This is a genomic window from Streptomyces sp. NBC_00820 (assembly GCF_036347055.1).
In the GTDB taxonomy this organism is placed as follows: Bacteria; Actinomycetota; Actinomycetes; order Streptomycetales; family Streptomycetaceae; genus Streptomyces.
Window position 1 is genome coordinate 1,615,192 of the sequence record NZ_CP108882.1, and the last position, 25,224, is coordinate 1,640,415.

Below are 25,224 nucleotides of genomic sequence, written 5' to 3' on the forward strand. Positions count from 1 at the left end.
CAGGCTATCGGGTGCCACTGACAACGCGGTGCAGCCGCCCCCGGCAAGGCGACGGGCCGACGGGGTGTCCCGTCGGCCCGTGAGACCCTGCGAAAAGCGCGCCCGGTGTCAGGCGTCGACCTTCTCCATGACCTCGTCGCTGACATCGAAGTTGGCGAAGACGTTCTGCACGTCGTCGCTGTCCTCGAGCGCGTCGATCAGCTTGAAGATCTTCTTGGCGCCCTCCTCGTCCAGCTCGACCTGCATGGTCGGGACGAAGTTGGCGTCGGCCGAGTCGTAGTCGATGCCGGCCTCCTGGAGGGCGGTGCGGACCGCGACCAGGTCGGTGGCCTCGCTGAGCACCTCGAAGGACTCGCCGAGGTCGTTGACCTCTTCGGCACCGGCCTCCAGGACGGCGCCGAGGACGTCGTCCTCGGTCAGCTCACCCTTGGGGACGACGATGACGCCCTTGCGGTTGAACAGGTACGAGACGGAGCCCGGGTCGGCCATGTTGCCGCCGTTGCGGGTCATGGCGACGCGGACGTCGGAGGCGGCACGGTTGCGGTTGTCGGTGAGGCACTCGATGAGCACCGCGACGCCGTTCGGACCGTAGCCCTCGTACATGATCGTCTCGTAGTCGGCGCCACCGGCCTCGAGACCGGCGCCGCGCTTGACCGCGGAGTCGATGTTCTTGTTCGGGACCGAGCTCTTCTTGGCCTTCTGAATGGCGTCGAACAGGGTCGGGTTGCCGGCCGGGTCGGCGCCGCCCGTACGGGCCGCGACCTCGATGTTCTTGATCATCTTCGCGAAGAGCTTGCCGCGCTTGGCGTCGATCACGGCCTTCTTGTGCTTCGTCGTAGCCCATTTAGAGTGGCCGGACATCTGCCTGTCTCCTTCGCGTAACCCAACTCTGTACGAACCCCAGAGATCCTACTAGGCGTCCGGTGTCCGGTTCGCTCGCACCATGTCGACGAACAGGGAGTGCACGCGGTGGTCGCCGGTCAGCTCCGGGTGGAACGACGTGGCGAGCGCGTTGCCCTGCCGGACCGCGACGATGTGGCCGCCGTGCTCGGCGAGCACCTCGGCCCCGGCCCCGACGGACTCGACCCAGGGGGCGCGGATGAAGACGCCCTCCACAGGGGCGCCCGTGACGCCCTTGACGTCGACCGCCGCCTCGAACGACTCGTTCTGCCGGCCGAAGGCGTTGCGGCGCACGATCATGTCGATGCCGCCGACCGTCTCCTGGCCCGAGCGCGGGTCGAGGATCTTGTCGGCGAGCATGATCATGCCCGCGCAGGTGCCGTAGACGGGCATGCCGCCCCGCACGCGCGCGCGAAGGGGCTCCATCACGCCGAAGAGGACGGCCAGCTTGGAGATGGTGGTGGACTCTCCGCCGGGCAGGACGAGACCGTCCACCTCGGCGAGTTCCTCGGGGCGCCTGACCGGCCTGGCCACGGCGTCCGCCGCGGCCAGGGCGATGAGGTGCTCCCGCACGTCGCCCTGGAGGGCCAGGACGCCGATGACGGGGGTGTTCATGGGTGTCAGTGCCTTACCAGCCGCGGTTGGCGTAGCGCTCGGTCTCGGGGAGGGTGTCGCAGTTGATGCCGACCATGGCCTCGCCGAGGTTGCGGGACGCGTCCGCGATGATCTTCGGGTCGTCGTAGAAGGTGGTGGCCTTCACGATGGCGGCGGCGCGCTTGGCCGGGTCGCCGGACTTGAAGATGCCGGAGCCGACGAAGACGCCCTCGGCGCCGAGCTGGCGCATCAGGGCGGCGTCGGCCGGGGTGGCGACGCCACCGGCGGAGAAGAGGACCACCGGGAGCTTGCCCAGCTCGGCGACCTCCTTGACCAGCTCGTAGGGGGCGCGCAGCTCCTTGGCGGCGGCGAACAGCTCGTTGTTGTCGCAGCCGCGCAGCTTGGCGATCTCGCCCTTGATCTGGCGCAGGTGACGGACGGCCTCGACGACGTTGCCGGTGCCGGCCTCGCCCTTGGAGCGGATCATGGCCGCGCCCTCGGCGATGCGGCGCAGGGCCTCGCCCAGGTTGGTGGCACCGCAGACGAAGGGGGTCGTGAAGGCCCACTTGTCGGAGTGGTTGACCTCGTCGGCCGGGGTGAGGACCTCGGACTCGTCGATGTAGTCGACGCCGAGGGACTGCAGCACCTGGGCCTCGACGAAGTGGCCGATGCGGGACTTGGCCATGACCGGGATCGAGACGGCGTCGATGATGCCCTCGATCATGTCCGGGTCGGACATACGGGCGACACCGCCGTCCTTGCGGATGTCGGCCGGGACCCGCTCCAGGGCCATGACCGCGACGGCGCCCGCGTCCTCGGCGATCTTCGCCTGCTCCGCGTTGACGACGTCCATGATCACGCCGCCCTTGAGCTGCTCGGCCATGCCGCGCTTCACGCGGGCGGTGCCGGTCTCGGGAGCCTGGTTCTCATTGGTGGACACGGGGTGACCTCACTGACGGTGAAGAGGGTTTGTGCATCAGCGAGGAAACGTGAACCGACCAGGCCAAAGCAAGGGCCAATGGCAAGCCGGTGGATCGTTTTGGCCGGACCTGACCCGAACCTGGCCCCCCGCGCGTGGCCGGAGGCGCTGCCGAACCGTGCTCTTCAGGAGGCCGGTGCGGCTAGGGGGTGTCGTTTGGATCAGCTCGGGTCCGCGACGCCCGGCACGGCACCTCGCCGCGTTGTCGGATCGGCCGAGTACGTCCGGTACGCGGCAGATCCTCCGCCTTGCGAGGCACCGCACCGGACGCCGCGGCCTGATCCGAACGACACCCCCTAGGCCATGCGCTTCACGAGGGCCGCGGGCGGCTCGTCGTCCATCTCGAAGGCCAGCGGGAACGGGGCGTGGCCGGCCAGCCGGAACCAGCGCACCTTGCGGTGCTCGCGGAGCCTGCGGGCGGCTCCCACGGCGTCGTTGAGGAAGCGGCGGGCCATCGGGACCCTGCGCACCGCCTCGGCCAGCTCACGGGCCGCCTCCTCGCCTCCGGGGGCCATGCGGACGGCCTCCACCTGCCCCGGGTCCCCGAAGACCGCGCGCAGGGCCTGGCTCAGCTCGCTCTCGGCGACCTCCCGGTGGTCCTCCTCGGCCTGGCGGGCGGCGTGCGCGGCCTCGTAGAGCACGATCGAGGCGGCCGGGTCCAGCACACCCGAGGTGGCCAGCTCCTGCGCCACGGAGGCTCTGCGCAGCAGCTGCGCGTCGAGCGCGGCGCGGGCGGCGTCCATGCGCACGTGCAGCCGGTCCAGCCGTCCTGCCGTCCAGCTCAGGTACACGCCGATCGCGACGAACGCGACGAGGATCCAGATGAGTGTTGCGGTCACGGGCGAAGGCTATCGGTGGGCCGGCGGCCCACCCGCATCCCCGTCCGGGCCGGGCGGTGCCGGCACGGCGTCCCCGCGGTCCGTCGCGATCCCGCGAGGTACGCCGCGTGCCGCGCCCCGCGCCGTCGGTGCCTCAGTCCCGGGCCAGCCCGAAGCGCGCCCACAGCCCCGTCCGCTCGTCGGCGTCGACCGCGCTCGTCCCCGCGGTGACCGTCTCGTACACCGACAGGATGTCCGCGCCGACCGTCGACCAGTCGAACCGCCGCACGTGCGCGCTTCCGCGCTCGCGCAGTTCGGCCCGCCGCGCGGGGTCCGCGAGCAGGCGTACGGCGGCCTCGGCGAGGGCGTCGGCGTCCTCGTTGGCGAAGACCTCGCCGGCCGCGCCCCGGTCGAGGACCTGGACGAAGGCGTCGAGGTCGGAGGCGAGGACGGGGGCGCCCGCCGACATGGCCTCGACGAGGATGATGCCGAAGCTCTCGCCGCCGGTGTTGGGCGCGATGTACAGGTCGACGCTGCGCAGGAGGCTCGCCTTGTCCTCGTCGCTGACCATGCCGAGGAACTCCACCCGGGACCGCAGTTCCGCGGGCAGCTCCGCGACGGCGGCCTCCTCGTCGCCCCGGCCCGCGACCAGCAGCCGCGCCCCCGGCCGGGCCGCCAGGATCTTCGGCAGGGCCCGCATCAGGACCGGCAGGCCCTTGCGGGGCTCGTCGATACGGCCGATGAAGCCGATCGTCTCGCCCTGCCACCGCGCCTTGGCCTCGGCCTTGGCGAAGAAGCCGACGTCGACGCCGTTCGGGATGACCACCGCGTCCCCGCCCAGGTGCTCGACCAGGGTGCGGCGCGCGTACTCGCTGACGGCGATCCGGGCGCTGATCTTCTCCAGCGCGGCCTGGAGGATCGAGTACGCGGCGATCATCGCGCGCGAGCGCGGGTTGGACGTGTGGAAGGTGGCCACGATGGGGCCCTGCGCCGCCCAGCAGGTGAGCAGGCCCAGCGACGGCGAGGTCGGCTCGTGGATGTGCACCACGTCGAACGCGCCGTCGTGCAGCCAGCGGCGCACCCGCGCGGCGGACAGGAACCCGAAGTTCAGCCGGGCCACCGAGCCGTTGTACGGCACCGGGACCGCTCGGCCGGCCGAGACGACGTACGGCGGCAGCGGTGTGTCGTCGTCGGCGGGCGCGAGGACGGACACCTCGTGGCCGAGGCCGATGAAGTACTCGGCGAGGTCGCGGATGTGGAACTGGACGCCCCCGGGCACGTCCCAGGAGTACGGGCAGACGATCCCGATTCTCACGACGGTCCCTTCGCCGGGTCGAGGTCGGCGAGCCACAGACGCTGGAGCATGTGCCAGTCCTCCGGATGGTCGGCGATCCCGGTGGCGAAGGCGTCGGCCAGCGCCTGTGTCATGACAGACGTCTTCTCCGCCCGGGTACCTGATTCCGGCACCTCGATCGGAGCGTGCACCTTTCCCTGCATGACGGGCGATTCGTCGTACCAGAGCGTGACCGGCAGCAGCAGCGCGCCGGTCTGCTGGGCGAGCAGGGCCGGGCCGGCGGGCATCCGGGTCCGCTCGCCGAAGAAGTCGACCTCGACGCCGGAGGCGGACAGGTCACGGTCGGCGACCAGGCAGACCAGGCCGCCGTCACGCAGCCTGCGGGCCAGGGTGCCGAAGGCGGAGGCGCCGTTGTGCGCGAGCACCTCCATGCCGAGGCCCTCGCGGTAGGCGACGAAGCGGTCGTACAGCGTCTCGGGCTTGAGGCGCTCGGCGACCGTGGTGAAGGGGGTCTCCAGTTTCGTGGTGACCCAGGCGCCGGCCAGGTCCCAGTTGGCCAGGTGCGGCAGGGCCAGTATCACGCCGTTTCCGGCGGCGAGCCCGTCGACCAGGTAGTGCTCGCCCTTGGGGTCGAAGCCGCCCTTGATCCGCTCGGGGCTCCAGGCCGGGAGCCGGAAGGACTCCATCCAGTAGCGCAGGTAGGAGCGCATGCCCGCGCGGGAGAGTTCTGCGAGGCGCTCGGGGGTCGCGTCCGGCACCACGCGCGCGTAGTTGGCCTCCAGGCGCTGGACGCCCTTGCCGCGCCGTTTCCAGGCGAGGTCGGCGATGGTCCGGCCGAGGCGGACGGCGACGGGCTCGGGGAGCTTCTTGACGGTGCTCCAGCCCAGGCCGTACAGCGTGTCGGTGATCCGTTCGGTGGTGCTCACTCGGCAGCCCCGCTCCCCCGGACCGCGTCCTGCCGCGCCGCCTCCGCGTCCGCCTCGGCGGACTCGCGGCGGACGGTGACGACCCGCTGGACCAGCGTGACGAGGCTCCCCACGGCGACGATCCACAAAGCGATCGGCAGCAGCCACTGGATGCCCGGCACGCCGAACTTGTGCAGGCCCGCGAAGCCGGCCGCGACCAGCGAGATCACCAGCCGTTCGGCGCGCTCGACGAGCCCGTTGACGGCCACGGGCAGCCCGATCGACTCGCCGCGCGCCTTCGTGTACGACACCACCTGGCCGCTGGCCAGGCAGAAGATCGAGACGGCGCACATGACGTTGTCGTCGCCGCTGCCCGCGTACCAGAGGGCGAAGCCGCCGAAGATCGCGCCGTCGGCGACCCGGTCCAGGGTGGAGTCGAGGAAGGCGCCCCAGCGGCTGGAGCGGCCCAGCTGGCGTGCCATGTTGCCGTCGACCAGGTCCGAGAAGACGAAGAGCGTGATGACGATGGTGCCCCAGAAGAACTCGCCCCGGGGGTAGAAGACCAGCGCGCCCGCGACCACGCCGGCCGTGCCGAGGAGCGTGACCGTGTCGGGGCTCACGCCTCTGCGGATGAGAAACGCGGCGAACGGTGTGAGGACACGCGTGAAGAATGCACGCGCGTACTTGTTCAGCATGGCCTTCCCGAGGGTCGGTGTAGCCGCGGCCCCTGGTGGCCACCGGCTGGCCCATCGTAGCCACGCACGCGGGCGCGTGGCGGGCGGGCACCCGCGGTCCGCGCCGATCCGGGGCACCCGGGCCCGCGCGGGGGCGCATGGCGTGATCGCCGTCCGCCGTATGGACGCGGCATGACGGGAGTGGAAAGCTCGAAGGACCGCGGGCGTCGCAGGAGCCGCCAGTGCACGCGGTACCGCGTGTCCGCGCCCACAGTGACCTCACCGTGCACGGGAGGCAGGATCATGGGCGACAAAGCACAGTCACACCCCGGAGCCGCCGGCAGGGCTATGGCGGCCGACCACCCCGCGTCCGTAAGGAATGTGGTGCTGGTCGGCCACTGCGGATCCGGCAAGACGACCTTGGTGGAGGCCCTCGCGCTGACCGCGGGGGCGGTGAACCGGGCGGGCCGCGTGGAGGACGGCGGCACCGTCTCCGACTACGACGACATCGAGCACCGGCAGCAGCGCTCGGTACAGCTCTCGCTGGTCCCGGTCGAATGGGACGGCATCAAGATCAATCTCCTCGACACCCCCGGCTACGCCGACTTCGTCGGGGAGCTGAGGGCCGGTCTGCGGGCGGCGGACGCGGCCCTCTTCGTCGTCTCGGCCTCGGACGGGGTGGACGGCTCGACCCGGATGGTGTGGGACGAGTGCCAGGCCGTCGGCATGCCCCGCGCGATCGTCGTCACGCACCTGGAGTCCGCGCGCGCGGACTTCGAGGAGATGACCCGGGTGTGCGCGGAGGCCTTCGGCGGCGACGACCCCGACGCCGTGCTCCCGCTGTACCTGCCGCTGCGCGGGGCGGAGGGCCCCGACGGACACGCTCCCGTGACCGGGCTGACCGGGCTGCTGACCCGGAAGCTGTTCGACTACGCGTCCGGGGAGCGCAAGGAGTCCGAGCCCGGTGAGGACCAGCTTCCGGGCATCGAGGAGGCCCGCAACCGGCTCATCGAGGGGATCATCGCCGAGAGCGAGGACGAGACCCTCATGGACCGCTACCTCGGCGGCGAGCAGATCGACGTCAAGACGCTGATCGAGGACCTGGAACGGGGCGTGGCACGCGGCACGTTCTTCCCGGTGGTGGCGGCCGCGCCGGCCGCCGAGGGCGCCCGGCAGGGGCTCGGCACCATCGAACTGCTGGAGCTGGTCACCCGCGGCTTCCCGACCCCGTTCGAGCACCCCATGCCGGGGGTGACCACGATCGACGGCAGGCCGCGCGAGCTGAAGGCGTGCGACACGGACGGACCGCTGGTCGCCGAGGTCGTCAAGACCTCCTCCGACCCCTACGTCGGCCGGGTCTCCCTGGTCCGCGTCTTCTCCGGCACCCTGCGCCCCGACGACACGGTGCACGTCTCCGGGCACGGCCTGACCGACCGCGGGCACGAGGACCACGACGTCGACGAGCGGGTCGGCGCGCTGTCCATGACGTTCGGCAAGCAGCAGCGCCCGGTGCCGCACGCGGTCGCGGGCGACCTGGTGAGCGTGGCCAAGCTCGGCCGGGCCGAGACCGGGGACACGCTCTCGGCCAAGGACGACCCGCTGCTCATGGAGCCCTGGCAGATGCCCGACCCCCTGCTGCCGCTCGCCATCCAGGCGCACAGCAAGGCGGACGAGGACAAGCTCTCCCAGGGCCTTGCCCGGCTGGTCGCAGAGGATCCGACGATGCGGCTCGAACAGAACCAGAACACCCACCAGGTGGTGCTGTGGTGTCTGGGCGAGGCCCACGCGGACGTCGCCCTGGAACGGCTGCGCAGCCGGTACGGCGTCCAGGTCGACGTCGTACCGCACAAGGTCTCGCTGCGGGAGACGTTCGCGACGAAGGCCGGCGGGCGCGGCCGGCACGTGAAGCAGTCCGGCGGGCACGGCCAGTACGCCATCTGCGAGATCGAGGTGGAGCCGCTGCCGGGCGGCTCGGGCATCGAGTTCGTGGACAAGGTGGTCGGCGGTGCCGTACCCCGCCAGTTCATCCCGTCCGTGGAGAAGGGTGTACGGGCCCAGGCCGCCAAGGGGGTCGCGGCCGGTTATCCGCTGGTCGACGTGCGGATCACGCTGCTGGACGGCAAGGCGCACTCGGTGGACTCCTCCGACGCCGCGTTCCAGACGGCGGGCGCGCTGGCCCTGCGCGAGGCCGCGGCCGACACGCGGATCCATCTCCTTGAGCCGGTGGCCGAGGTGACCGTGCTGGTCGCCGACGACTACGTGGGCCCCGTGATGAGCGATCTGTCGAGCCGGCGCGGCCGGGTGCTCGGCACCGAACAGGTCGGTTCGGGGCGGACCCTGGTCCGGGCCGAGGTCCCCGAGTTCGAGATCGGCCGCTACGCGATCGACCTGCGCTCCCTGTCGCACGGCACGGCCCGCTTCAACCGCGTGTACGCGCGGCACGAGCCGATGCCGCCACAGGTCGCCGACCGCATCCGCGAACAGGCGGGCGAGACACCGTAGTCCACCACTGACACACACCGTGCGCCGGCGGGCGGCTTCGGCCGTCCGCCGACGGACTGTCAGTGCCTGCGGATACGCTGACCGACGGATCACGTCGTGCCGGCGTCGTGCGACAGCGCCATACGGCACGGTACTGCGGCCTGTTCAACATTCGGCCTGTTCAACAGGTGTGCGGAGCGCGGAAGTCGGGAAGGCCGCAGGAGCGGCACCGGCGGCGATGGGGGCGGGAATGTCGGTCGGAACGGAGTGGGACGGGCCTCAGGTGCCCGTCTCCGGCGACGAGGGCCAGGCGGCGACCTTCGCACTGGCCTCGGCTGCCTACCGGGACAACGAGTACGGGGAGATCAAGAAGACCGACAACGAATGGCACGAGTCGACCGTCAAGGACGGCAGGATCCGTCTGCTCCGGCCGAACCTCGGCGAGGCCTTCTCCCGGGCCGTCGTCGACCGCATGCTCACGAGCGGCCGCAAGCCGCTCATCCAGTCCTTCGGCACCGATCCCCAGGTCGTCGTGGAGCACTGCCTGGCGGCGAACAACATCCGCCGCGAGCGCGACAACCGGCTGGCCGCCGTGATGGTGGTGTGCGGGCTGATCTTCCTGCCCGGCCTGATCGGCTGGCTGCTCGTCTTCCAGTTGCGCACCTACCTCGCCAAACGCGACGACAAGCGGGCCGGGACGCTGGCCACCGCGCTGCTCGCCGGGGTCGGCGTGCTGGCCGCGCTGTTCCTGCTGAAGATGCCGTTCACCGGATTCTGGGCGTGGTACGCGCGCGCGGCCGTCATCGCCCCGGTACTGGGCTGGTACTGGGCCAAGCAGATCTGCGAGCGCACCGCGAAGGACCTGCGGGCACGCTGGGACGGTCTGCTCTCGGGCAGCAGCGTCGGCGCCAAGGTCCCGGAGGCCGTGCCGCGCGCCCCCGGCGAGACGGCGGCCGAGCAGCTGCGCCAGTCGCTGGCCCGGCTCAGCGCCGAGCAGCAGTCCAACTCCGTCTTCTACGCCGGTCCCAAGGGCATACTCGGCATGGGCACCCGCTGGGGTTCCTGGCAGCTGGCCGAGGACCTGGTCGCCGCCGACCCCACCCGGGAGATCCACCCGTTCCGCAGCTGGGACGTCATCCGGTCCATCCACGACAAGCTGCGCATGCTGGAGCGGGGCCCGCTGAACACCGGCGGCTTCCCCAAGCCGTCCATACGGCACTGGATCGTCACGCCGATCGGCGAGGGCGCCAAGGCGGTGTCCCGGCCCGAGGGCACGGACGTCGAGGCCTTCCAGGTCAAGCCGCACGCCATACAGGACATCTGCAACAAGCAGCAGTTCGGCAGCGGTGACCGGCACTACCTGGGCGTGCAGTGGACGCTGTGGGACGGCCAGTTGATCCTCACCATGATGATCACGGTGACCGTGCTGCACGAGACGCTGCGCATCGAGGTGACGGGGCACGCGCTGGGTCCAGTAAACCCGCTGTTCACCACCAAGCCGGAGGCGCCGACCAAGGAGGTCGCCAAGTCCCTCAAGCCCTGGGAGAACCGCACGATCAAGCTGCCGCTGGTCCCCGCCGACGAGGTGGTAAGGCTGGCCGCGCGCGCCCCGCTGACCTGGTACCCGCCGGCGCTCAACTGGCTCGGCGGCTCCATCGCCCTGCCCGAGCCGTTCGGCCTGCGGCACGCCTGGGCCGACCAGCCCTGGCGGCACCGCTTCATGGCCGACGACGCGCTGCGCGCGGCCACGCCGGTGCTGCGGGTGGTGCACGCCTCCGCGCTCAGGGTCCTCGAGGAGAACGGCGTGAACACGGAGAAGTTCGGCAACCGGTCGTCGATCCTCAGCGGACTGGTGCAGGACCCGACGCCGCGGAAGGCGGACCTCTACGACGCGTAGGCCTCCGGCGGTTCGGCGGGGGCGTACGGGTTCTGACGGTGGGGTTGCTGGGGGCTGCCGCCCCCAGGCCCCCGCTTTCGGCCCTTGAGGGGCCTCGTCCTCAGACGCCGGACGGGCTGAGTGGTGCGGGCGGTGTCGAACGCGGTGGCGGTCAGGCCGTGGGCCAGGCGTCTGCCAGCATCTTGCGGGTGTCCGCGAGGAGCTGCGGCAGGACCTTGGTGTGGCCCACCACGGGCATGAAGTTCGTGTCGCCGCCCCAGCGGGGGACGATGTGCTGGTGCAGGTGGGCGGCGATGCCGGCGCCGGCCACCGTGCCCTGGTTCATGCCGATGTTGAAGCCGTGGGCGCCGGAGGCGGTGCGCAGGGCGGTCATGGCCTGCTTGGTCAGCTCGGCCAGTTCGGCGGTCTCCGGACCGGTCAGGTCGGTGTAGTCGGCCACGTGCCGGTAGGGCACGGTCATCAGGTGGCCGCCGTTGTACGGGTAGAGGTTCAGTACGGCGTACACGTGATCGCCACGGTGGACGATCAGACCGTCCTCGTCGGACTTGGCCGGGATCGAGCAGAACGGGCAGCCGTCGTCGGCTCCCGGGCCGCTCGGCTTGTTCTCGCCCTGGATGTAGGCCATCCGGTGGGGCGTCCACAGGCGCTGGAACGCGTCCTGCGTCCCCACTCCGATCTGCTGCTCCGGCTCACTCGTCATGCAAGGCAGCATATGGCTTCCCCCGTTCGCGGCGTGTCGGCGGGGCGGAGGGAGCGCGGTGACCGGCCAAGCTTGGCCGGTGGACGACGACAGCCGTATGCGGCGCTGGCAGCGGTGGACGGACCGCCCGCTGGCCGTCGCCTCACTGGTCTATCTCGGCGCCTACGCGGTGCACGTCCTCGCGCCGGGCCTGCCCGGGCCCGTGCACGACCTGCTGCTGTCGCTGTCGTGCGCCGCCTGGGCGTTCTTCGTCGGCGACTACGTGGTGCGCTGGCGGCTCAGCGGCGAGAGGCTGCCGCGGTTCGTGCGGCGGCACTGGCTGGACACGGTGGTCATGGTGCTGCCACTGCTGCGGCCGGTACGGATCGTGCGGACGTACGAGCTGGTCGAGCGGCGGCACGGACACACGCAGCTGCCCCTGCAGGCGCTCGTGATGCTCTACGCCGGGATGTCCTCGGTGCTGCTGGGCTTCGCCGGCGCACTGCAGGTGTACCAGTTCGAGCACACCGCCCCGCACGCCTCGATCCGTACCTTCGGGGACTCGGTGTGGTGGGTCTGCTCGACTCTGTCGACGGTCGGGTACGGCGACGTGGTGCCCGTGACGCCCAAGGGGCGGATCGTCGCGGTGGTCCTGATGATCTGCGGCCTGGCACTGCTGGGCGCGGTGACGGGCTCGTTCTCGTCGTGGCTGATGCAGCGGTTCGCCGGCGGCAGCGACAGGGAGGGCCCCCGGGGAAGTGATCCCCGGGGGCCCTGACGCCGTGCGCGCCGACCGGATGAGCAAGCGTCCGGATCAGACCTGGACGCGCTCCTCCACGACCTTCGCGATCTTCGCGATGGCCTCGTCGAACGGGATGCCGTTCTCCTGCGAGCCGTCGCGGTAGCGGAAGGACACCGAGTTGTTCGACATGTCCTCGTCGCCCGCGATGACCATGAAGGGCACCTTCTGCTTCTGGGCGTTGCGGATCTTCTTCTGCATGCGGTCGGAGGAGGAGTCCACCTCGACCCGCAGGCCCTTCTTCTTCGCCTCGGCCGCGAACTTCTCCAGGTACTCGATGTGGCCGTCGCCGATCGGGATGCCGATCGCCTGGACCGGGGCGAGCCACGCCGGGAAGGCACCCGCGTAGTGCTCCAGGAGCACCGCGAAGAACCGCTCGATGGAGCCGAACAGGGCGCGGTGGATCATGACCGGGCGCTGCTTGGAGCCGTCGGGGCCCGTGTACTCCAGGTTGAAGCGCTCGGGCAGGTTGAAGTCGAGCTGGATGGTCGACATCTGCCAGGTCCGGCCAATCGCGTCCTTGGCCTGGACGGAGATCTTCGGGCCGTAGAAGGCGGCGCCGCCCGGGTCGGGCACCAGGGGCAGGCCCTGCTTCTCGGCGACCTGGCGGAGCGTCTCGGTGGCCTCTTCCCAGGCCTCGTCCGAGCCGACGAACTTCTCCGGGTCCTTGGTGGAGAGCTCCAGGTAGAAGTCGGTCAGACCGTAGTCGCGCAGCAGGCCGAGGACGAAGGTGAGCGTCTTGTCGAGCTCCTCCGCCATCTGCTCGCGGGTGCAGTAGATGTGCGCGTCGTCCTGGGTGAAGCCGCGGGCACGGGTCAGGCCGTGCACGACGCCGGACTTCTCGTACCGGTACACGGTCCCGAACTCGAACAGACGCAGCGGCAGTTCGCGGTAGGAGCGGCCGCGCGCGTCGAAGATCAGGTTGTGCATCGGGCAGTTCATGGGCTTGAGGTAGTAGTCCACGCCCTCGTCGAGCTGCATGGGCGGGTACATGCCGTCGGCGTACCAGTCCAGGTGGCCCGAGGTCTCGAAGAGCTTCCCCTTCGTCGCGTGCGGGGTGTAGACGAACTCGTAGCCCTCCTCCTCGTGCCGGCGGCGCGAGTAGTCCTCCATCACGCGGCGGATGATGCCGCCCCTGGGGTGGAAGACGGCGAGGCCGGAGCCGATCTGCTCGGGGACGGAGAAGAGGTCCAGCTCGGAGCCGAGCTTGCGGTGGTCGCGCTTCTCGGCCTCGGCGAGGAAGTCCAGGTGCGCCTTGAGCTCGTCCTTGGACGGCCAGGCGGTGCCGTAGATGCGCTGGAGCATCGGGTTCTTCTCGCTGCCGCGCCAGTAGGCGGCCGCGTTGCGCATCAGCTTGAACGCCGGGATCAGCCGGGTGGAGGGCAGGTGGGGACCGCGGCAGAGGTCCTTCCAGCACAGCTCGCCGGTCTTGGCGTCCAGGTTGTCGTAGATCGACAGCTCTCCGGCGCCGACTTCGACGTCCGCGCCGTCGTCGGAGGAGGCCGAGCCCTTGAGGCCGATCAGCTCCAGCTTGTACGGCTCGTCGGCCAGCTCCGCGCGGGCCTCCTCGTCGGTGACGACGCGGCGGGAGAAGCGCTGGCCGCGCTTCTGGATCTCCTGCATCTTCTTCTCGATGGCCTTGAGGTCATCGGGGTGGAAGGGCTTCTCGACGTCGAAGTCGTAGTAGAAGCCGTCCTTGACGGGCGGGCCGATACCGAGCTTGGCCTCGGGGAACAGCTCCTGCACGGCCTGCGCCATGACGTGCGCGGTGGAGTGGCGCAGGATGTTCAGACCGTCCTCGGACGAGATCTCGACACCCTCGACCTCGTCGCCGTCGGACAGCTCGTGACTGAGGTCCTTCAGCTCGCCGCCCACACGCGCGGCAACGATCGAACGTTCGCCCGCGAAGAGGTCGGCGGCCGTAGTGCCCGTCGTCACCACGCGTTCTTCCCGCTCGGAATCGCGTTGGATGATCACACGGACGTCTGACACCGGTCTCTCCTGACTGAAGGTGGAAGCGGCGCCATACCAGGAGCGCGCGCACAAAGGATCGTACCGACCCGACACCGCCGACCGCGAAACGGTTACCGGCGGCCCTCGGTCAGGCCTCGCTCCCGTAGCCCTCGTCACAGGCCTCCCCGCAGGCCTCCTCGAAGAAATCGAGGTTCTCCTGGAGGGACTTCATCAGCCGGTCCCGCTCGGCCTCGTCCACCTGGACGGGTACGACTCCGGTGGCCCCGGTGAGCCTGCGGAAGCCACCCCGGCGCTCCAGCCGGCCGTGCACCCGCACCGGGAGGCCGACGAGGTGGGCATGGCCGGCGATGCGGTAGTCCTCCTCACCCAGGGTGACGCGGACATGCGGTACCTCGGCGCCGGCGAGCACGCGCAGCCGTACGGTGCCCTCGCCGCGCGGCGCGGACCGGTGCAGGCGGACCACGACGCCGGTGACGCGGACCGGCACGGAGGGTTCCTCCCGCAGGTAGCGCAGGCCGGCCGCGCACAGCACGGGCAGGTCGCCGGGCGAGAACTCGACGGGTTCGGCGGAGGCGGCGCAGCCCTCGGGGACGCCTGCTCCGGGGGCCCAGGCGACGGCGACGCGCGCGCCCTCGGTGCCCCGGACGAGTGTGCCGAGCGCCTCGGTCAGTTCGCGGCTGACGCCGGCCTCGACGGCGCCGTCGAAGGCGTCCATGCCGCCGGTGGCCCGCTGGTAGTCGATGGCCTCACGGGCGGCGTACAGGGCCTGGTGGAGGCGGACGGCGAGGGGGCGGGCGGCGGGCGCGGGCACGAAGGCGGTCAGTCCGCCGTCCCCGGCGGCGGGGCCGACCAGGACGTTCTCCAGCAGGGCGGCGGCGGGGCGCCGGTGCCGGGCGCCGTAGTAGCCGGCACGCGCGCGGGTGGCGAGCGCGGCCGCGAGCAGCATCCGCCGGGCCGCGGCACGCAGTTCCCCGTCCACGGTCCAGGGCGCGGCGCCGACCGGACCGCGGGGGGTGTCGCGCCACCAGCGGATCTCGTCGCTGGGCACGGCGAGGGAGATCAGCACTTCGCGTGCGGAGGGGGTGTCGCTGCGGGCGAGGGCCGCGAGGGCGTCGCCGAGCAGGTCGTCGCTGTCGGGGAAGGCGCGGCTCTCCGGGACCAGCAGGCTGGTCCCGGCGCCGGCGGGGTCCGGCGGGGTCCAGCGGCCGTACCGCCCGGGGGCGCCGCCGCGCCGGTGCCAGCCGTGCCGGCGCAGCAGGGCGCCGAGGACGGCCGGGTCGACCCGGGCGGGGTCGGGGGGCTGGTTCCAGGGGACGGTTCCGGGAGAGGTGTCGGGGTGCGGCCGCACCTGCCGGAGCGGCTCGTCGTACGGACGGCTCCTCATGGCCTGCCTCCGGTTCCGACCCGCGTCATGATCTCGCACAGCGCCCGGTCGTCGAAGATGCGCGAGGTCGGTATCCGCACGGTGGTCCGGTGCCGTCCGGTGACGGGGTGACCGGCGAGGTTGACCCAGTAGCAGCAGTGCCGCAGGTCGAGCCGGTCGTGGCCGGCGCGCAGCCAGTCGTCCTGGGAACGCGGGACGAGCATGACGACCAGGATCTTGTGCACCGAGACGGGTGTGCGGGCGAGTTTGCGCAGGTGGTCGTTGTCGAGGGTGAAGGAGAAGGAGGGGCCCGGGGGGTTGGGCGCGATCTGGTAGGTGCATTTGAGCTGCACCTTGATGGTGACCTCGTCGTCGACGGTGTGGCCGGGCGCGCTGTGGCTGACGTGCCAGTCGATGCCGTTGTCCGGGAACGGCTGGGACAGCGAGCAGCCCGCCGCGGCGGCGACCGCGTGCAGATAGCCGACCTGCAGGGTCTCCATGCAGGCGGTGGTGGCGAGGGTGCCGCGAAGGGCGCCCGAACGGTCGGGCAGCAGCCCGCCCCGCTCGGGCTGCGCTATGGCCATGACCAACAGCCTTCCAAACCAAGACTCTCCCCGGTGCGGGCCGCTGAACTGCAAAGACCCGTACTCCTGTTGTGTCCTTCCGGCGTACGGCGCAAACGGCCCGGGTATCACCAAACGGGCAGAAGACGGTACGTCATCTGCCGTGGGTGAACAAGGAGTTGGGTGGGATGGCGAACTGGTACGAGGGGCCGCTCGCGGCCTTCGACACGGAGACGACGGGCGTGGACGTCGAGACCGACCGAATCGTTTCGGCCGCCGTCGTCGTCCAGGACGCGCCGGGTACCCGGCCGCGGGTGGTCCGCTGGCTGGTGAACCCGGGGGTGCCGGTGCCCGAGGCGGCGACAGCGGTGCACGGGCTGACGGAGGAACACCTTCAGCACAACGGCCGCTGGCCCGCGCCGGTGATGTACGAGATAGCCGAGCAGCTGACGGAGCACGCGGCGATGGGCCGTCCGCTGGTGGTGATGAACGCTCCGTTCGATCTGACGCTGCTGGACCGGGAGTTGCGCCGGCACCGCGCGTCCTCGCTGGAGCGCTGGTTCGAGTCGACGCCGCTGCGGGTGCTGGACCCGCGGGTGCTGGACAAGCACCTGGACCGCTACCGCAAGGGCCGGCGCACCCTGACCGACCTGTGCGAGCACTACGGCGTGACGCTGGAGGGCGCGCACGACGCGGCGGCGGACGCGCTCGCCTCGCTGGACGTCGTACGGGCCCTGGGCCGTCGGTTCGCGGCCCGGCTGGAGCGGTTGTCCCCCGCCGAGCTGCACTCGCTGCAGGCCACCTGGCACGCGGCGCAGGCGCGCGGGCTGCAGGCGTGGTTCGCACGCAGCGGCTCGGAGGAGACGGTCAGCACGGACTGGCCGCTGCGGCCGGAGCTGTCGGCGGCGGCGTAGGGCGTCGGCGTAGGGCGTCGGCATCTGGGCCGGCGTCTGGTGGTGTTCGTGTTGTTCGTGTTGTTCCTGGTGGTGTTCGCCGTGCCCGGCCGCCCCGGATGCCCGGGCGGCCGGGTACGGCGTGTCACCAGGAGCCGCCGCCTCCGCCGCCCGATCCTCCGCCGACGCTGCCGGAGGAGCCGCTGTTGAACGAGCTGCCGCCGGAGCTGCCCGAACTGCTGCTGGCGGGCCGCGTGTGCGTGCGCGCGCATGCCGAGTGGAGTCCGAGGGCCAGGCTGGGCTCCAGGGTCCTCACCGTCGAGGTGCGGCGGGTGGTGGTGACGGCGGAATCCTCCAGGGCGCGTTGCCAGCTGCTGCCCAGGCCGAGGGCCACCGCCCACGCCGTGTACCGCTCGACCTGCCTGTCGTCGAGGTGTCCGGAGTCCGGGAGGGCCGCCGGGTCGGCGAGGTAGCGCCGCAGGGCCTCGACGCGGAGCCAGAGCCTGGTGCCCGCGGGCGTGCGGGAGTGGAGCTCCATGCCGAAGAGCGCCGCGGCGAGGCCTGCGCCGAGGGCGATCGCGCCCGCGAGGAGGGCGGGATCCCCGGCCGGGTTGCGGCCGCCGCCGAGCACGGCGCCCACGACGGCGGTCACGAAACCGGCCCCGGCGAGGGCTGTGCCGACGCGCCGTACGACGGTGACGCGGCGCGCGGCGCTCTCGTCCCAGTTTCCGCTGCTGCCCTGCCATCTCTCCAGGTGGCTGCCGATCGCCTCCCAGGCCGCGAGGAAGCCCGGGTCGTAGCGGCCGAGGGTGAGTTCGTCGAGGCCGCCGAGCATCCGGCGCAGGATGTCCCGGGTGTCCGGGTCGGCCGTCGCGATCCCGGTGCCGCGCCTGATGGTCGGAGCTTGCGTGGAGCCGGACAGGGTGATGTGCCCGTCGACGGCGGCGCCGAGCAGCCACGCGATCCGGTGCTCGGGCTCGACCCGTTCGGCGAGCAGGACGCCGCCCTGAGCGGGGGTCAGCCCCTCGGGGAGTGCGGCGCTCGGGGTGAGGGCGGAGATGAGTCCGCGGTGCCCGACGCGTCGCGCTCTGCCGGGAGTCCCGTCGGGTCCCTCGGGCGCGTACCGGTCGCGGCCGGCGACCCGGAGCAGCCCGCACGCGATCACGGCGGCGGCCAGGGCGGCGCCGACGGCGAGCAGCACGGCCTTCAGGGGCCGCTCGACGGTGGTGCCGACGGCCTTCCCGGTGGGCGGCGCGGGCAGCCGGTCCGCGGCGCCGGTCCCCTTTTTGCCGCCGGTGGCGTACAGAGTGACGCCTTCTTTGCCCTTGAGCACGGCGAGCCGGACGCTCAGCGCGCCGGGTCCGGTCCGCTCGACCCGGCAGCGGTCGGTGGCGTTCCACCCGCCGTGCACACAGCGGGTGCCCGTGAGGCCGTAGGGCGCCACGACGTGGATCTCGACGTCCGCGCGGTCGACCCGCCAGCCGGTCCCGACCGCGTCCCAGGCGAGCTTGCCGTTCTTCACGACGTCCTGGAGCGTGTACTGCACCCGGTAGCGGTGCAGGCCCTCGACGCCGCCGCCGGGGTCGCCCACCTTGATGCGGGTCGCGATCTCGTCGCCGCCGTCCTGTCTGCGGTAGTGGTCGCCGTAGTCGAGCTCCCACGGCACCACGGCGCCGTCCTCGGTGGCGCGGACCTTGGCCTCTTCGTGGTCGTAGGGCAGGTCCGGCAGGTCCCGGTAGATACCGTGCCGGGGGGTGTCCCTGTAGCCGAAGTCGTAGTCGATCACCTCGGTGATGCGGGCGCTGCCGTCCTCGGCGATCTCGGCGCCCACCCACATCCTGGTGACCCGCTCCTCGTTCCCCAGCAGGCGTGCGACCCCCACGGACGCGGCGAGCACCAGCAGGGCGGCGAGGATGCCGATCAGGCCTCGGATCCTGCGCCGCCGTACCGAAGTTCTCCGGCCGGGTCTTCCTCCACGTGTTCCGTCGCTCACGGCGCCCCCCTCAAGACGTACCTGTGAACAAAGCAGAAGAGCCGGTCCGCGTTGACGGACCGGCTCTCTCCCGGTGGGCGATACTGGGTTCGAACCAGTGACCTCTTCGGTGTGAACGAAGCGCTCTCCCACTGAGCTAATCGCCCGGGAACGCACTGAACAATACAGGTCCTGGCGGGGTTGGTTCAAACCGCTGCCGGATGACGGAGCGGTTCGCGCCCGCCGGCCCGCGTCATCGGGCGGTGGCCGACGCGGAAGGTGAGCTGCCCCGGGCGGCCGGCCATCGGGGCGAGGGCCCGCGGACCTCGGCGATCCGTTCAGGGACCACAGGGCGGAGGCGGCAGTGGGTCCCGCCTAGGAGTCGAGCCCGCCCGGCCGGCAGTGGGTCCTGCCCAGGGGCCGAGCCCGCCCGGGCGGCCGCCGGGGATTCTGAGTACGCGTACTCATGCGCCGCGCCGTGACGCGGACCACACTCGGGGCGAGCGCCGCCGCCCGTGCGACGGCGCTCGTCCGGCATCGATGTGACCGGGCCTCAGATCACCCTCTCGCACAGGGCACTTGAGGTCGTCGAGAATTTCCCCCATGTCGCGCTTCCGGGGAAATCCGACAGCATTCCTGAATAGGTCCGGGGAATTTTCCGCCGGCGACCGGAGGCGGGAACTCCCCGCCGGAAGGAAGGTCGGTCGCGGGTAACGGATCGTCACCGTCCTCTTTCCGGTGGGGCGATCGCCTCGCACGCATACGACGACGACCCACCTGCTGTTCGCAGATGGGCCGTCGGTCCGGGTGGGCGATACTGGGTTCGAACCAGTGACCTCTTCGGTGTGAACGAAGCGCTCTCCCACTGAGCTAATCGCCCGGGCACAGGAAGAACATTACCCCATGTCAGGGGGTGCCTCCGACCAGGGACGGACCCGGTGGACGGGGGAGGCCGGACCGGCGGGCTCGCGGTCCGGCCCGATCGGCGCCGGGGTCCGGGCCCACGGGCGGCCGCAGCGCCCGCGCCGGATCACTGGTCCTTGATCTTCCAGGGCATCACGGCGCCGAACTTCCACACGTAGATCCCGAGCAGGACGCCCACGATCACCAGACCGAGCACCGTGAGGACGATGTTGCGGCGGCGCACCCTGGGGTCGAGCGCTCGCTGGGCCGCCTCGGTCACCTTGCGTTTCGTCCAGCGGAGCACGAGCTGGGCCCAGACGAACTCGGTCGCCCAGATCGCCATGCCGCCGAAGATCACCAGCCAGCCCGGTCCGGGCAGCGGCAGCATCACGACGCCGGCCACGACGACCGCGAGGCCGACCACGAAGACGCCGACCTGCCAGCTCAGGTGCAGGGCCCGGCGGGCCTTGATGAATTCCGGCGCCCGGGAGCCCAGCCCCGGCCCGGACCGCTGATCGCCCGCCTCCACCGCACCCGCCTCGTCCGCCGTCTCCGTCCGGTCCGTCCGGTCCGCCCGGTCGACCGTCACGACAACCTCGCCCGACTCGTCACTCCCCGTATTCATACAGACAAACCCTACCGGAGTGAATCCGGTCACTGGAATGGTCGTAGACCTCGTCGGAGTTCTCGGCCGGAAGGGTTACGTAAAGGCACGCAAAACCCTCAGAGGGGTTTACAACGGCACCGTAGGTGGCATGTCGATTTCGCCGACGTGCGAATCCCCGAGCGCACACTGAGCGAAAGGCCCTGGCGCTTATGAACACCACGGTCAGCTGCGAGCTGCACCTGCGCCTCGTTGTGTCGAGCGAGTCCTCCCTGCCTGTCCCCGCAGGCCTGCGGTACGACACGGCCGACCCCTACGCCGTGCACGCCACCTTCCACACCGGAGCCGAGGAGACCGTCGAGTGGGTGTTCGCCCGCGACCTCCTCGCCGAGGGGCTGCACCGGCCCACGGGCACCGGCGACGTCCGCGTCTGGCCATCGCGCAGTCATGGTCAGGGCGTCGTGTGCATCGCCCTCAGTTCTCCGGAGGGCGAGGCTCTGCTCGAGGCCCCGGCGCGGGCCCTGGAGTCCTTCCTGAAGCGAACCGACGCCGCCGTGCCGCCCGGCACGGAGCACCGCCACTTCGACCTGGATCAGGAGCTCTCGCACATCCTGGCGGAAAGCTAGCCGCGCCCCTTCAAGCAGCCCGGCGCCGTCCACTCGGGGAGACGGCTCGGGCCAAGACAACCGCATACGGCACAGGCCGACGCCGTCACCGTGAGCGTTCGCGGGACGGCGTCGGCCCGTGCGCGTTTCCTGACGGGCCCCTACCGGCGCCGGGAGCCCGGGGCGGGCCCGGTGGGCACCCCCGGGCGGCCGGGGCGCTCCAGCGGCCCCCGCGGCGGGGTGAGGGCCGATAACGCCGGGCCCGGATGTCGCTACCATCGGCCAGCACCGGCGGGCGCCCGCGCCCGCCCCCAGGCCAGGGAGCGAAACGTGCTGATCACCCACGACACCCGGTGTGCGCTCGACACGGTGGTGGATCTGGTGAACACCGCACCGGAGGACGACACGGCGAAGGACGGACTGCCGGACGTCACGACGCTCGCCGATTTCGTACGAAGCCACAAAATCAGTGATGTCGGGGTGCTCTCCGAGATCGACCTGGCGGCGGTACGCGGGGTCCGGGAGCGGTTCGCCGGGATCTTCGCGGCCCCCGAGCCCCGGTCCGCCGCCGGGATGATCAACGAGCTGATCGCCGCGGCGGGGACCACTCCGCGCCTGACGGACCACGACGGCTACGACTGGCATGTCCACTACTTCGCCCCGGGCGCCTCGGTCGCCGACCATCTCGCCGCCGACTGCGGGATGGCGCTCGCCTTCTTCGTGGTGGCCGGGGAGCAGGAGCGGCTGCGGCGCTGCGAGGCACCGGACTGCCGGCGGGCCTTCGTGGACCTCTCCCGCAATCGCTCACGCCGGTACTGCGACAGCCGCACGTGCGGGAACCGGCTGCACGTGGCCGCCTACCGGGCCCGGCGCAAGGAGGCCGCGGGCTGATCCGCGGGCGAGCGTGCCGGACGCCAGGCGCGTGGCGAACGTCTGACGGACGCCGGGCGCGTGGCGAACTTCTGGCGCGTGCCGGCTCGTGTGCTCGCAGGGGGGCGACGCCTGTCCCGGCGGGTGGCGCCGGGACGGACGTGTACGGCTCACAGCAACAGCAGATCGTGCAGCGCTGCCATGAGGATGAGACACCCGATCACCGCCAGGAAGATCATCAGCGGTGGCTGGGAAAGGGCGAAGAGGCACCCGCGCGGCTCGTCCTTCGGCGGCGCGGCCTCGCTCTGTGTCGTGTCCAGCATCTCGCCGCCGATGATGACCCAAGGGGCCCCCTTTACGCGATCAACACTCCTGTAAAGTGCGGTAGTTCGCGGAAATCGCCCCGTCCCGCTCGAGTTGCTCCGTGTCGTGAACGGTTTCCGGACACACCGGGACGGTCTGTGTCGTTCAGCTCGTCATGAGCGGGTCATATGCCGTGCTTCTTGAGAATGGCCTCGATGTCGCTGAAATCCTCGGCGGAACCCGCGGAGCCCGCGGAACCGGCCGACCCGGTGGCCCGGGGCGCTGTCGCGGTCCGGGCGGCGGGCCGGACGCCCTGGCCGAGAGCCGGGGTCGGCGTCGTGGTCGTGGTCGTGGCCACCACGCCGCTCTGTCCGGCGGCGGCCGCGGCCTCGCGCTCGGCACGCGTGCCGCCGCGCCGGCGCTCGACGGCGCGTGTGCCGGCGAACAGGAGCCAGGCGGCGCCCAGCACGCCGAATCCCGCCCAGGCCACGGGGCTGAACGCGGTGCCGGAGAGCCAGCCGACGACTCCCGTCATCACCAGGCCGACCGGCACCAGCGCGTACGCCGCGATGCGGGCGGCGGCCAGGAAGCGCTTGCGGTAGGCCGTGACCACAGCGATACCCAGGCCCGCCGCGGACACGGCGGAGCAGACGGTCTCGGCAATCATCCGGTCCTCCTGGCGGGCTCGGTCGTACGGCGGGGGACGCGGGGCACGGACAGGTGCGCCTCGTCCCTTCCATCCTGCACCGCCCGGTGCCCGCGATGCCATGCTCCGGCCCGACATCAGGGACATCTCCGGGTCGGCTCCTCCGGGGGTGTCGGGGGCGTGCGCGGTCGTACGACCGTGATCGCGAGGCCTTCGGGCCGTGATTGGGTGGCCCGCGTCCGGCCTGGAAGACTGGGACTCATGAGCGACTCCTCCCCCGTACCCACCGAACCCCTCGTCCTCGACGTCTGGTGCGAACTCCAGTGCCCCGACTGCCGCGGCGCCCTGGACGACGTCCGTGCCCTGCGTGCCCGCTACGGCGACCGGCTCGAGGTGCGGCTGCGGCACTTCCCGCTGGAGAAGCACAAGCACGCCTTCGCCGCCGCGCAGGCCGCCGAGGAGGCGCTGGAGCAGGGCAACGGCTGGCCGTACGTCGAGGCGGTGCTGGAGCGGGTCGAGGAGCTGGACGGTAAGGGAGAACCCTTCCTGGTCGAGGTGGCCCGGGAACTCGGTCTGGACGCGGAGGAGTTCGACACCGCGCTGATCGACGGCCGGCACATCCTGATCGTGGACGCCGACCAGGCCGAGGGCAAGGCGATCGGAGTGACCGGCACCCCCACCTACGTCATCGGCGGCGAACGCCTCGACGGCGGCAAGAGCCAGGAAGGCCTGCGCGAGCGCATCGAGGAGATCGCGGACCGGCTGCTGTCCGGCGAGGCCTGACCCGCGGTCCTACAGCAGGGGCTTGGCGAGGGTGCGGCTCACCGTCTCGTACCCGAGTGACTCGTAGAGCCGCTCGGCCGGCGCGTTGTCCGCGAACACGTTGAGCCCGAGGACCGTCCGGCCGGCGGCCGCCGCCCGGCGCTCCGCGAGCAGCATGAGGGTACGGCCGTGACCCCGTCCGCGATGCGCCACGTCGGCTTCGACGTCGAAGACGAACGCCTTGGCGTCCCCGAGGGCCACCCACAGGGTGCCGACCCGCGACCCCTCGTGCTCCAGGACGCTGAACTCCATGCCCTCGGTGTCGAGACCGCGCGGGAGCAGCGTCTCGTGGTCGCGACGGGCCTTGGCGCGGGCCGCCGCCTCGGGGACGCCTCGTTCGATCCACGTCCGGGCGTAGTGCTCGGACTCGTACGCGTGCCACGCCTCGAACTCGGCCGGGGTCATCGGGCGCCCGTGGCTGCCCGGGGGCAGTGCGGGCGGCGTCTTCCCCAGGCGCTTCTCCATGCCGCGGTTGCGCATCGTGTAGCCGAGGGCGCCGACGAGCCGCAGCGCGGCCTCCGCCTCGGCGGGCACCAGGGCCTCGATCTGCGCGCAGCCCCAGCCCCGCGCCACCTCCTCCGCGGCGAGCGCGGCCACCGTGCCCCGGCCGCGCCGCCGGTCGGGCTCGTCGACGCGCAGTTCGATGATGCGGGCCACCGAGTCGCCGAGTGAGGGCGAGGTGCCGAGGTGGACGCCGCCGACGGGACGGCTGTTCACGCACACCTGATAGCGGCGCGAACGGGTTCCGTCGGCGTGCTGCTGGAGCGGCTCGACCGGCCGCAGGGTCGTCGTCATCACGGATGTTCTACCCGCTGCGCGACCCCCGGTCAGCCGGATTTCCCGTCCCCGTCAGGGATCCAGGTCGTCGCCCGACCGCTCGGCGAAGATCCGCATCGCCTTGGCGGTCACCGGGCCGGGCGCGCCGGCCAGTTCCTGGTCGTCGATCCGGTGCACGGCCTGTACGTCGCGCAGGGTGGAGGTCAGGAAGACCTCGTCGGCCCGGTCCAGGACGTCCAGCGGCAGGTCGGTCTCCTTGGCGCCGGTCCACTCCACGGTCAGGGCGCGGGTGATGCCGGGCAGGCAGCCGGAGGCGACCGGCGGGGTGTGGATCTCGCCGTCCAGGACGACGAAGACGTTCGACCCGGTTCCTTCGCAGAGCTGCCCGACCGTGTTGGCGAACAGGGCCTCGGAGGCGCCGTGTTGGTGGGCGCGGGCGAGGGCGACGACGTTCTCGGCGTACGAGGTGGTCTTCAGGCCGGTGAGCGCGCCGCGCTCGTTGCGGGTCCACGGGACGGTGATCACGGATGTCGTGTCGGGGCGGCGGGTGGTCTCGCCGAGGGCGACGACCAGGGTCGGGCCGTGCTCTCCGCGGTCGGAGCCGAGCGGGCCGTGGCCGCCGGTGTAGGTGATGCGCAGCCGGCCCAGCGGCATCGGGTTGGCCTTCACGACCGCCGCGCAGGCCTCGCGCACCTGGTCGTGGTCGGGGTCGGGCAGGCCGAGGCCCCGGGCCGAACGGGTCAGCCGGTCGAGGTGGCGGGTGAGCGCGAACGGGCAGCCTTCGACCGTCTTCACGGTCTCGAAGATGCCGTCGCCCACGGTCAGCCCGTGGTCGAAGACGGAGACGCGGGCGGACTCGAGGTCCTGCAGCCCGCCGTCCAGCCAGATCCTCATGTGAGTGCCTCTCCA

The 25,224-nt window shown here is 71.6% G+C and carries 24 protein-coding genes and 2 tRNA genes; 7 read left to right on the forward strand and 19 right to left on the reverse strand.

The window, feature by feature from the left end:
• Positions 1-108: 108 nt before the first annotated feature.
• The 7 genes from OIB37_RS07380 to pgsA all read right to left on the reverse strand — a co-directional run bounded on the left by OIB37_RS07380 (position 109) and on the right by pgsA (position 6,185).
• Positions 109-861, reverse strand: coding sequence for a YebC/PmpR family DNA-binding transcriptional regulator (locus OIB37_RS07380; protein ID WP_330456723.1), 753 nt, complete (start codon positions 859-861; stop codon positions 109-111).
• A 51-nt stretch (positions 862-912) separates the two neighbouring features.
• A complete protein-coding gene (gene pdxT / locus OIB37_RS07385; protein WP_330456724.1) occupies positions 913-1,515 on the reverse strand; it encodes a pyridoxal 5'-phosphate synthase glutaminase subunit PdxT in 603 nt (200 codons plus the stop codon).
• Positions 1,516-1,528: 13 nt separating this feature from the next.
• Positions 1,529-2,434 carry a pyridoxal 5'-phosphate synthase lyase subunit PdxS gene (pdxS, locus tag OIB37_RS07390; protein ID WP_443058124.1) on the reverse strand — a complete coding sequence of 302 codons (906 nt, stop codon included), beginning with the start codon at positions 2,432-2,434 and terminating at the stop codon, positions 1,529-1,531.
• Between the two features lie 335 nt (positions 2,435-2,769).
• Positions 2,770-3,312 (reverse strand): hypothetical protein, encoded by a 543-nt coding sequence (locus OIB37_RS07395; protein WP_330456725.1) that lies wholly within the window; start codon positions 3,310-3,312, stop codon positions 2,770-2,772.
• A 133-nt stretch (positions 3,313-3,445) separates the two neighbouring features.
• Positions 3,446-4,606: a glycosyltransferase family 4 protein gene (locus OIB37_RS07400; protein WP_330456726.1), complete on the reverse strand. Its 1,161-nt coding sequence runs from the start codon at positions 4,604-4,606 to the stop codon at positions 3,446-3,448.
• Positions 4,603-5,511, reverse strand: coding sequence for a phosphatidylinositol mannoside acyltransferase (locus OIB37_RS07405; RefSeq protein ID WP_330456727.1), 909 nt, complete (start codon positions 5,509-5,511; stop codon positions 4,603-4,605). Before OIB37_RS07405 ends, OIB37_RS07400 begins: the two co-directional genes overlap by 4 nt.
• On the reverse strand, positions 5,508-6,185 hold the full coding sequence (gene pgsA, locus OIB37_RS07410) for a phosphatidylinositol phosphate synthase (protein WP_443058125.1): 678 nt from the start codon (positions 6,183-6,185) through the stop codon (positions 5,508-5,510). The genes OIB37_RS07405 and pgsA overlap by 4 nt, the downstream gene beginning before the upstream one ends.
• Positions 6,186-6,467: 282 nt before the next feature.
• On the opposite strand from pgsA, the gene OIB37_RS07415 reads away from it, so the two are divergent.
• Together OIB37_RS07415 and OIB37_RS07420 are read left to right on the forward strand one after the other, a co-directional pair.
• Entirely contained in the window at positions 6,468-8,666 is a 2,199-nt protein-coding gene (locus OIB37_RS07415; RefSeq protein WP_330456728.1) for an elongation factor G-like protein EF-G2, read from the forward strand.
• A gap of 229 nt (positions 8,667-8,895) precedes the next feature.
• Entirely contained in the window at positions 8,896-10,542 is a 1,647-nt protein-coding gene (locus OIB37_RS07420) for a hypothetical protein (protein WP_330456729.1), read from the forward strand.
• 151 nt (positions 10,543-10,693) lie between these two features.
• Here the strand turns inward: OIB37_RS07420 and OIB37_RS07425 are convergent, their stop codons facing one another.
• Complete coding sequence (locus OIB37_RS07425; protein WP_330456730.1) at positions 10,694-11,254, reverse strand: HIT family protein; 561 nt, start codon at positions 11,252-11,254, stop codon at positions 10,694-10,696.
• 67 nt (positions 11,255-11,321) lie between these two features.
• Here OIB37_RS07425 and OIB37_RS07430 point away from each other — a divergent pair, with 67 nt between their 5' ends.
• The gene (locus tag OIB37_RS07430; protein WP_330461787.1) at positions 11,322-11,999 is read left to right on the forward strand and encodes a potassium channel family protein; all 678 of its coding nucleotides are present in this window, start codon (positions 11,322-11,324) and stop codon (positions 11,997-11,999) included.
• Between the two features lie 36 nt (positions 12,000-12,035).
• Here OIB37_RS07430 and thrS read toward each other — a convergent pair whose 3' ends face one another.
• The 3 genes from thrS to OIB37_RS07445 all read right to left on the reverse strand — a co-directional run bounded on the left by thrS (position 12,036) and on the right by OIB37_RS07445 (position 15,941).
• Positions 12,036-14,012 carry a threonine--tRNA ligase gene (gene thrS, locus OIB37_RS07435; RefSeq protein ID WP_330456731.1) on the reverse strand — a complete coding sequence of 659 codons (1,977 nt, stop codon included), beginning with the start codon at positions 14,010-14,012 and terminating at the stop codon, positions 12,036-12,038.
• Positions 14,013-14,121: 109 nt separating this feature from the next.
• On the reverse strand, positions 14,122-15,378 hold the full coding sequence (locus OIB37_RS07440; protein ID WP_330456732.1) for a hypothetical protein: 1,257 nt from the start codon (positions 15,376-15,378) through the stop codon (positions 14,122-14,124).
• The gene (locus OIB37_RS07445; protein ID WP_330456733.1) at positions 15,375-15,941 is read right to left on the reverse strand and encodes a DUF4365 domain-containing protein; all 567 of its coding nucleotides are present in this window, start codon (positions 15,939-15,941) and stop codon (positions 15,375-15,377) included. Before OIB37_RS07445 ends, OIB37_RS07440 begins: the two co-directional genes overlap by 4 nt.
• A 167-nt stretch (positions 15,942-16,108) precedes the next feature.
• On the opposite strand from OIB37_RS07445, the gene OIB37_RS07450 reads away from it, so the two are divergent.
• Positions 16,109-16,834, forward strand: a complete 726-nt coding sequence (locus OIB37_RS07450) for a 3'-5' exonuclease (RefSeq protein WP_330456734.1) — start codon at positions 16,109-16,111, stop codon at positions 16,832-16,834.
• A gap of 124 nt (positions 16,835-16,958) precedes the next feature.
• On the opposite strand, the gene OIB37_RS07455 is transcribed toward OIB37_RS07450, so the two are convergent.
• From OIB37_RS07455 to OIB37_RS07470, 4 genes are all read right to left on the reverse strand, one after another.
• On the reverse strand, positions 16,959-18,806 hold the full coding sequence (locus tag OIB37_RS07455) for a DUF2207 family protein (protein ID WP_330456735.1): 1,848 nt from the start codon (positions 18,804-18,806) through the stop codon (positions 16,959-16,961).
• A 74-nt stretch (positions 18,807-18,880) separates the two neighbouring features.
• Positions 18,881-18,952, reverse strand: a tRNA-Val gene (locus OIB37_RS07460).
• A 641-nt stretch (positions 18,953-19,593) separates the two neighbouring features.
• Positions 19,594-19,665: transfer RNA gene (locus tag OIB37_RS07465), tRNA-Val, on the reverse strand.
• Between the two features lie 150 nt (positions 19,666-19,815).
• Positions 19,816-20,313 (reverse strand): TIGR02611 family protein, encoded by a 498-nt coding sequence (locus OIB37_RS07470; RefSeq protein WP_330456736.1) that lies wholly within the window; start codon positions 20,311-20,313, stop codon positions 19,816-19,818.
• A gap of 191 nt (positions 20,314-20,504) precedes the next feature.
• Between OIB37_RS07470 and OIB37_RS07475 the strand changes: the two genes are divergently transcribed.
• A complete protein-coding gene (locus OIB37_RS07475; RefSeq protein WP_004002642.1) occupies positions 20,505-20,918 on the forward strand; it encodes an SsgA family sporulation/cell division regulator in 414 nt (137 codons plus the stop codon).
• Between the two features lie 309 nt (positions 20,919-21,227).
• On the forward strand, positions 21,228-21,788 hold the full coding sequence (locus OIB37_RS07480) for a CGNR zinc finger domain-containing protein (RefSeq protein ID WP_330456737.1): 561 nt from the start codon (positions 21,228-21,230) through the stop codon (positions 21,786-21,788).
• Positions 21,789-21,937: 149 nt separating this feature from the next.
• On the opposite strand, the gene OIB37_RS07485 is transcribed toward OIB37_RS07480, so the two are convergent.
• Positions 21,938-22,090: a hypothetical protein gene (locus tag OIB37_RS07485; RefSeq protein WP_164932512.1), complete on the reverse strand. Its 153-nt coding sequence runs from the start codon at positions 22,088-22,090 to the stop codon at positions 21,938-21,940.
• A gap of 164 nt (positions 22,091-22,254) precedes the next feature.
• Positions 22,255-22,737, reverse strand: a complete 483-nt coding sequence (locus OIB37_RS07490) for a hypothetical protein (protein WP_330456738.1) — start codon at positions 22,735-22,737, stop codon at positions 22,255-22,257.
• 240 nt (positions 22,738-22,977) lie between these two features.
• On the opposite strand from OIB37_RS07490, the gene OIB37_RS07495 reads away from it, so the two are divergent.
• Positions 22,978-23,499 carry a DsbA family protein gene (locus OIB37_RS07495; RefSeq protein ID WP_330456739.1) on the forward strand — a complete coding sequence of 174 codons (522 nt, stop codon included), beginning with the start codon at positions 22,978-22,980 and terminating at the stop codon, positions 23,497-23,499.
• A gap of 9 nt (positions 23,500-23,508) precedes the next feature.
• Here OIB37_RS07495 and OIB37_RS07500 read toward each other — a convergent pair whose 3' ends face one another.
• Positions 23,509-24,333 carry a GNAT family N-acetyltransferase gene (locus tag OIB37_RS07500; RefSeq protein WP_330456740.1) on the reverse strand — a complete coding sequence of 275 codons (825 nt, stop codon included), beginning with the start codon at positions 24,331-24,333 and terminating at the stop codon, positions 23,509-23,511.
• Between the two features lie 54 nt (positions 24,334-24,387).
• The gene (locus OIB37_RS07505) at positions 24,388-25,209 is read right to left on the reverse strand and encodes an aminotransferase class IV (protein WP_330456741.1); all 822 of its coding nucleotides are present in this window, start codon (positions 25,207-25,209) and stop codon (positions 24,388-24,390) included.
• Between the last annotated feature and the right edge of the window lie 15 nt (positions 25,210-25,224).

What these genes read in the sequence shown, in the direction of transcription:
- OIB37_RS07380 (WP_330456723.1), bottom strand. Translation starts at nt 861, where the DNA reads ATGTCCGGCCACTCTAAATGGGCTACGACGAAGCACAAGAAGGCCGTG.
- pdxT (WP_330456724.1), bottom strand. Translation starts at nt 1,515, where the DNA reads ATGAACACCCCCGTCATCGGCGTCCTGGCCCTCCAGGGCGACGTGCGG.
- pgsA (WP_443058125.1), bottom strand. Translation starts at nt 6,185, where the DNA reads ATGCTGAACAAGTACGCGCGTGCATTCTTCACGCGTGTCCTCACACCG.
- OIB37_RS07415 (WP_330456728.1), top strand. Translation starts at nt 6,468, where the DNA reads ATGGGCGACAAAGCACAGTCACACCCCGGAGCCGCCGGCAGGGCTATG.
- OIB37_RS07420 (WP_330456729.1), top strand. Translation starts at nt 8,896, where the DNA reads ATGTCGGTCGGAACGGAGTGGGACGGGCCTCAGGTGCCCGTCTCCGGC.
- OIB37_RS07425 (WP_330456730.1), bottom strand. Translation starts at nt 11,254, where the DNA reads ATGCTGCCTTGCATGACGAGTGAGCCGGAGCAGCAGATCGGAGTGGGG.
- OIB37_RS07440 (WP_330456732.1), bottom strand. Translation starts at nt 15,378, where the DNA reads ATGAGGAGCCGTCCGTACGACGAGCCGCTCCGGCAGGTGCGGCCGCAC.
- OIB37_RS07445 (WP_330456733.1), bottom strand. Translation starts at nt 15,941, where the DNA reads ATGGCCATAGCGCAGCCCGAGCGGGGCGGGCTGCTGCCCGACCGTTCG.
- OIB37_RS07450 (WP_330456734.1), top strand. Translation starts at nt 16,109, where the DNA reads ATGGCGAACTGGTACGAGGGGCCGCTCGCGGCCTTCGACACGGAGACG.
- OIB37_RS07470 (WP_330456736.1), bottom strand. Translation starts at nt 20,313, where the DNA reads ATGAATACGGGGAGTGACGAGTCGGGCGAGGTTGTCGTGACGGTCGAC.
- OIB37_RS07475 (WP_004002642.1), top strand. Translation starts at nt 20,505, where the DNA reads ATGAACACCACGGTCAGCTGCGAGCTGCACCTGCGCCTCGTTGTGTCG.
- OIB37_RS07485 (WP_164932512.1), bottom strand. Translation starts at nt 22,090, where the DNA reads ATGCTGGACACGACACAGAGCGAGGCCGCGCCGCCGAAGGACGAGCCG.
- OIB37_RS07490 (WP_330456738.1), bottom strand. Translation starts at nt 22,737, where the DNA reads ATGATTGCCGAGACCGTCTGCTCCGCCGTGTCCGCGGCGGGCCTGGGT.
- OIB37_RS07495 (WP_330456739.1), top strand. Translation starts at nt 22,978, where the DNA reads ATGAGCGACTCCTCCCCCGTACCCACCGAACCCCTCGTCCTCGACGTC.
- OIB37_RS07500 (WP_330456740.1), bottom strand. Translation starts at nt 24,333, where the DNA reads ATGACGACGACCCTGCGGCCGGTCGAGCCGCTCCAGCAGCACGCCGAC.
- OIB37_RS07505 (WP_330456741.1), bottom strand. Translation starts at nt 25,209, where the DNA reads ATGAGGATCTGGCTGGACGGCGGGCTGCAGGACCTCGAGTCCGCCCGC.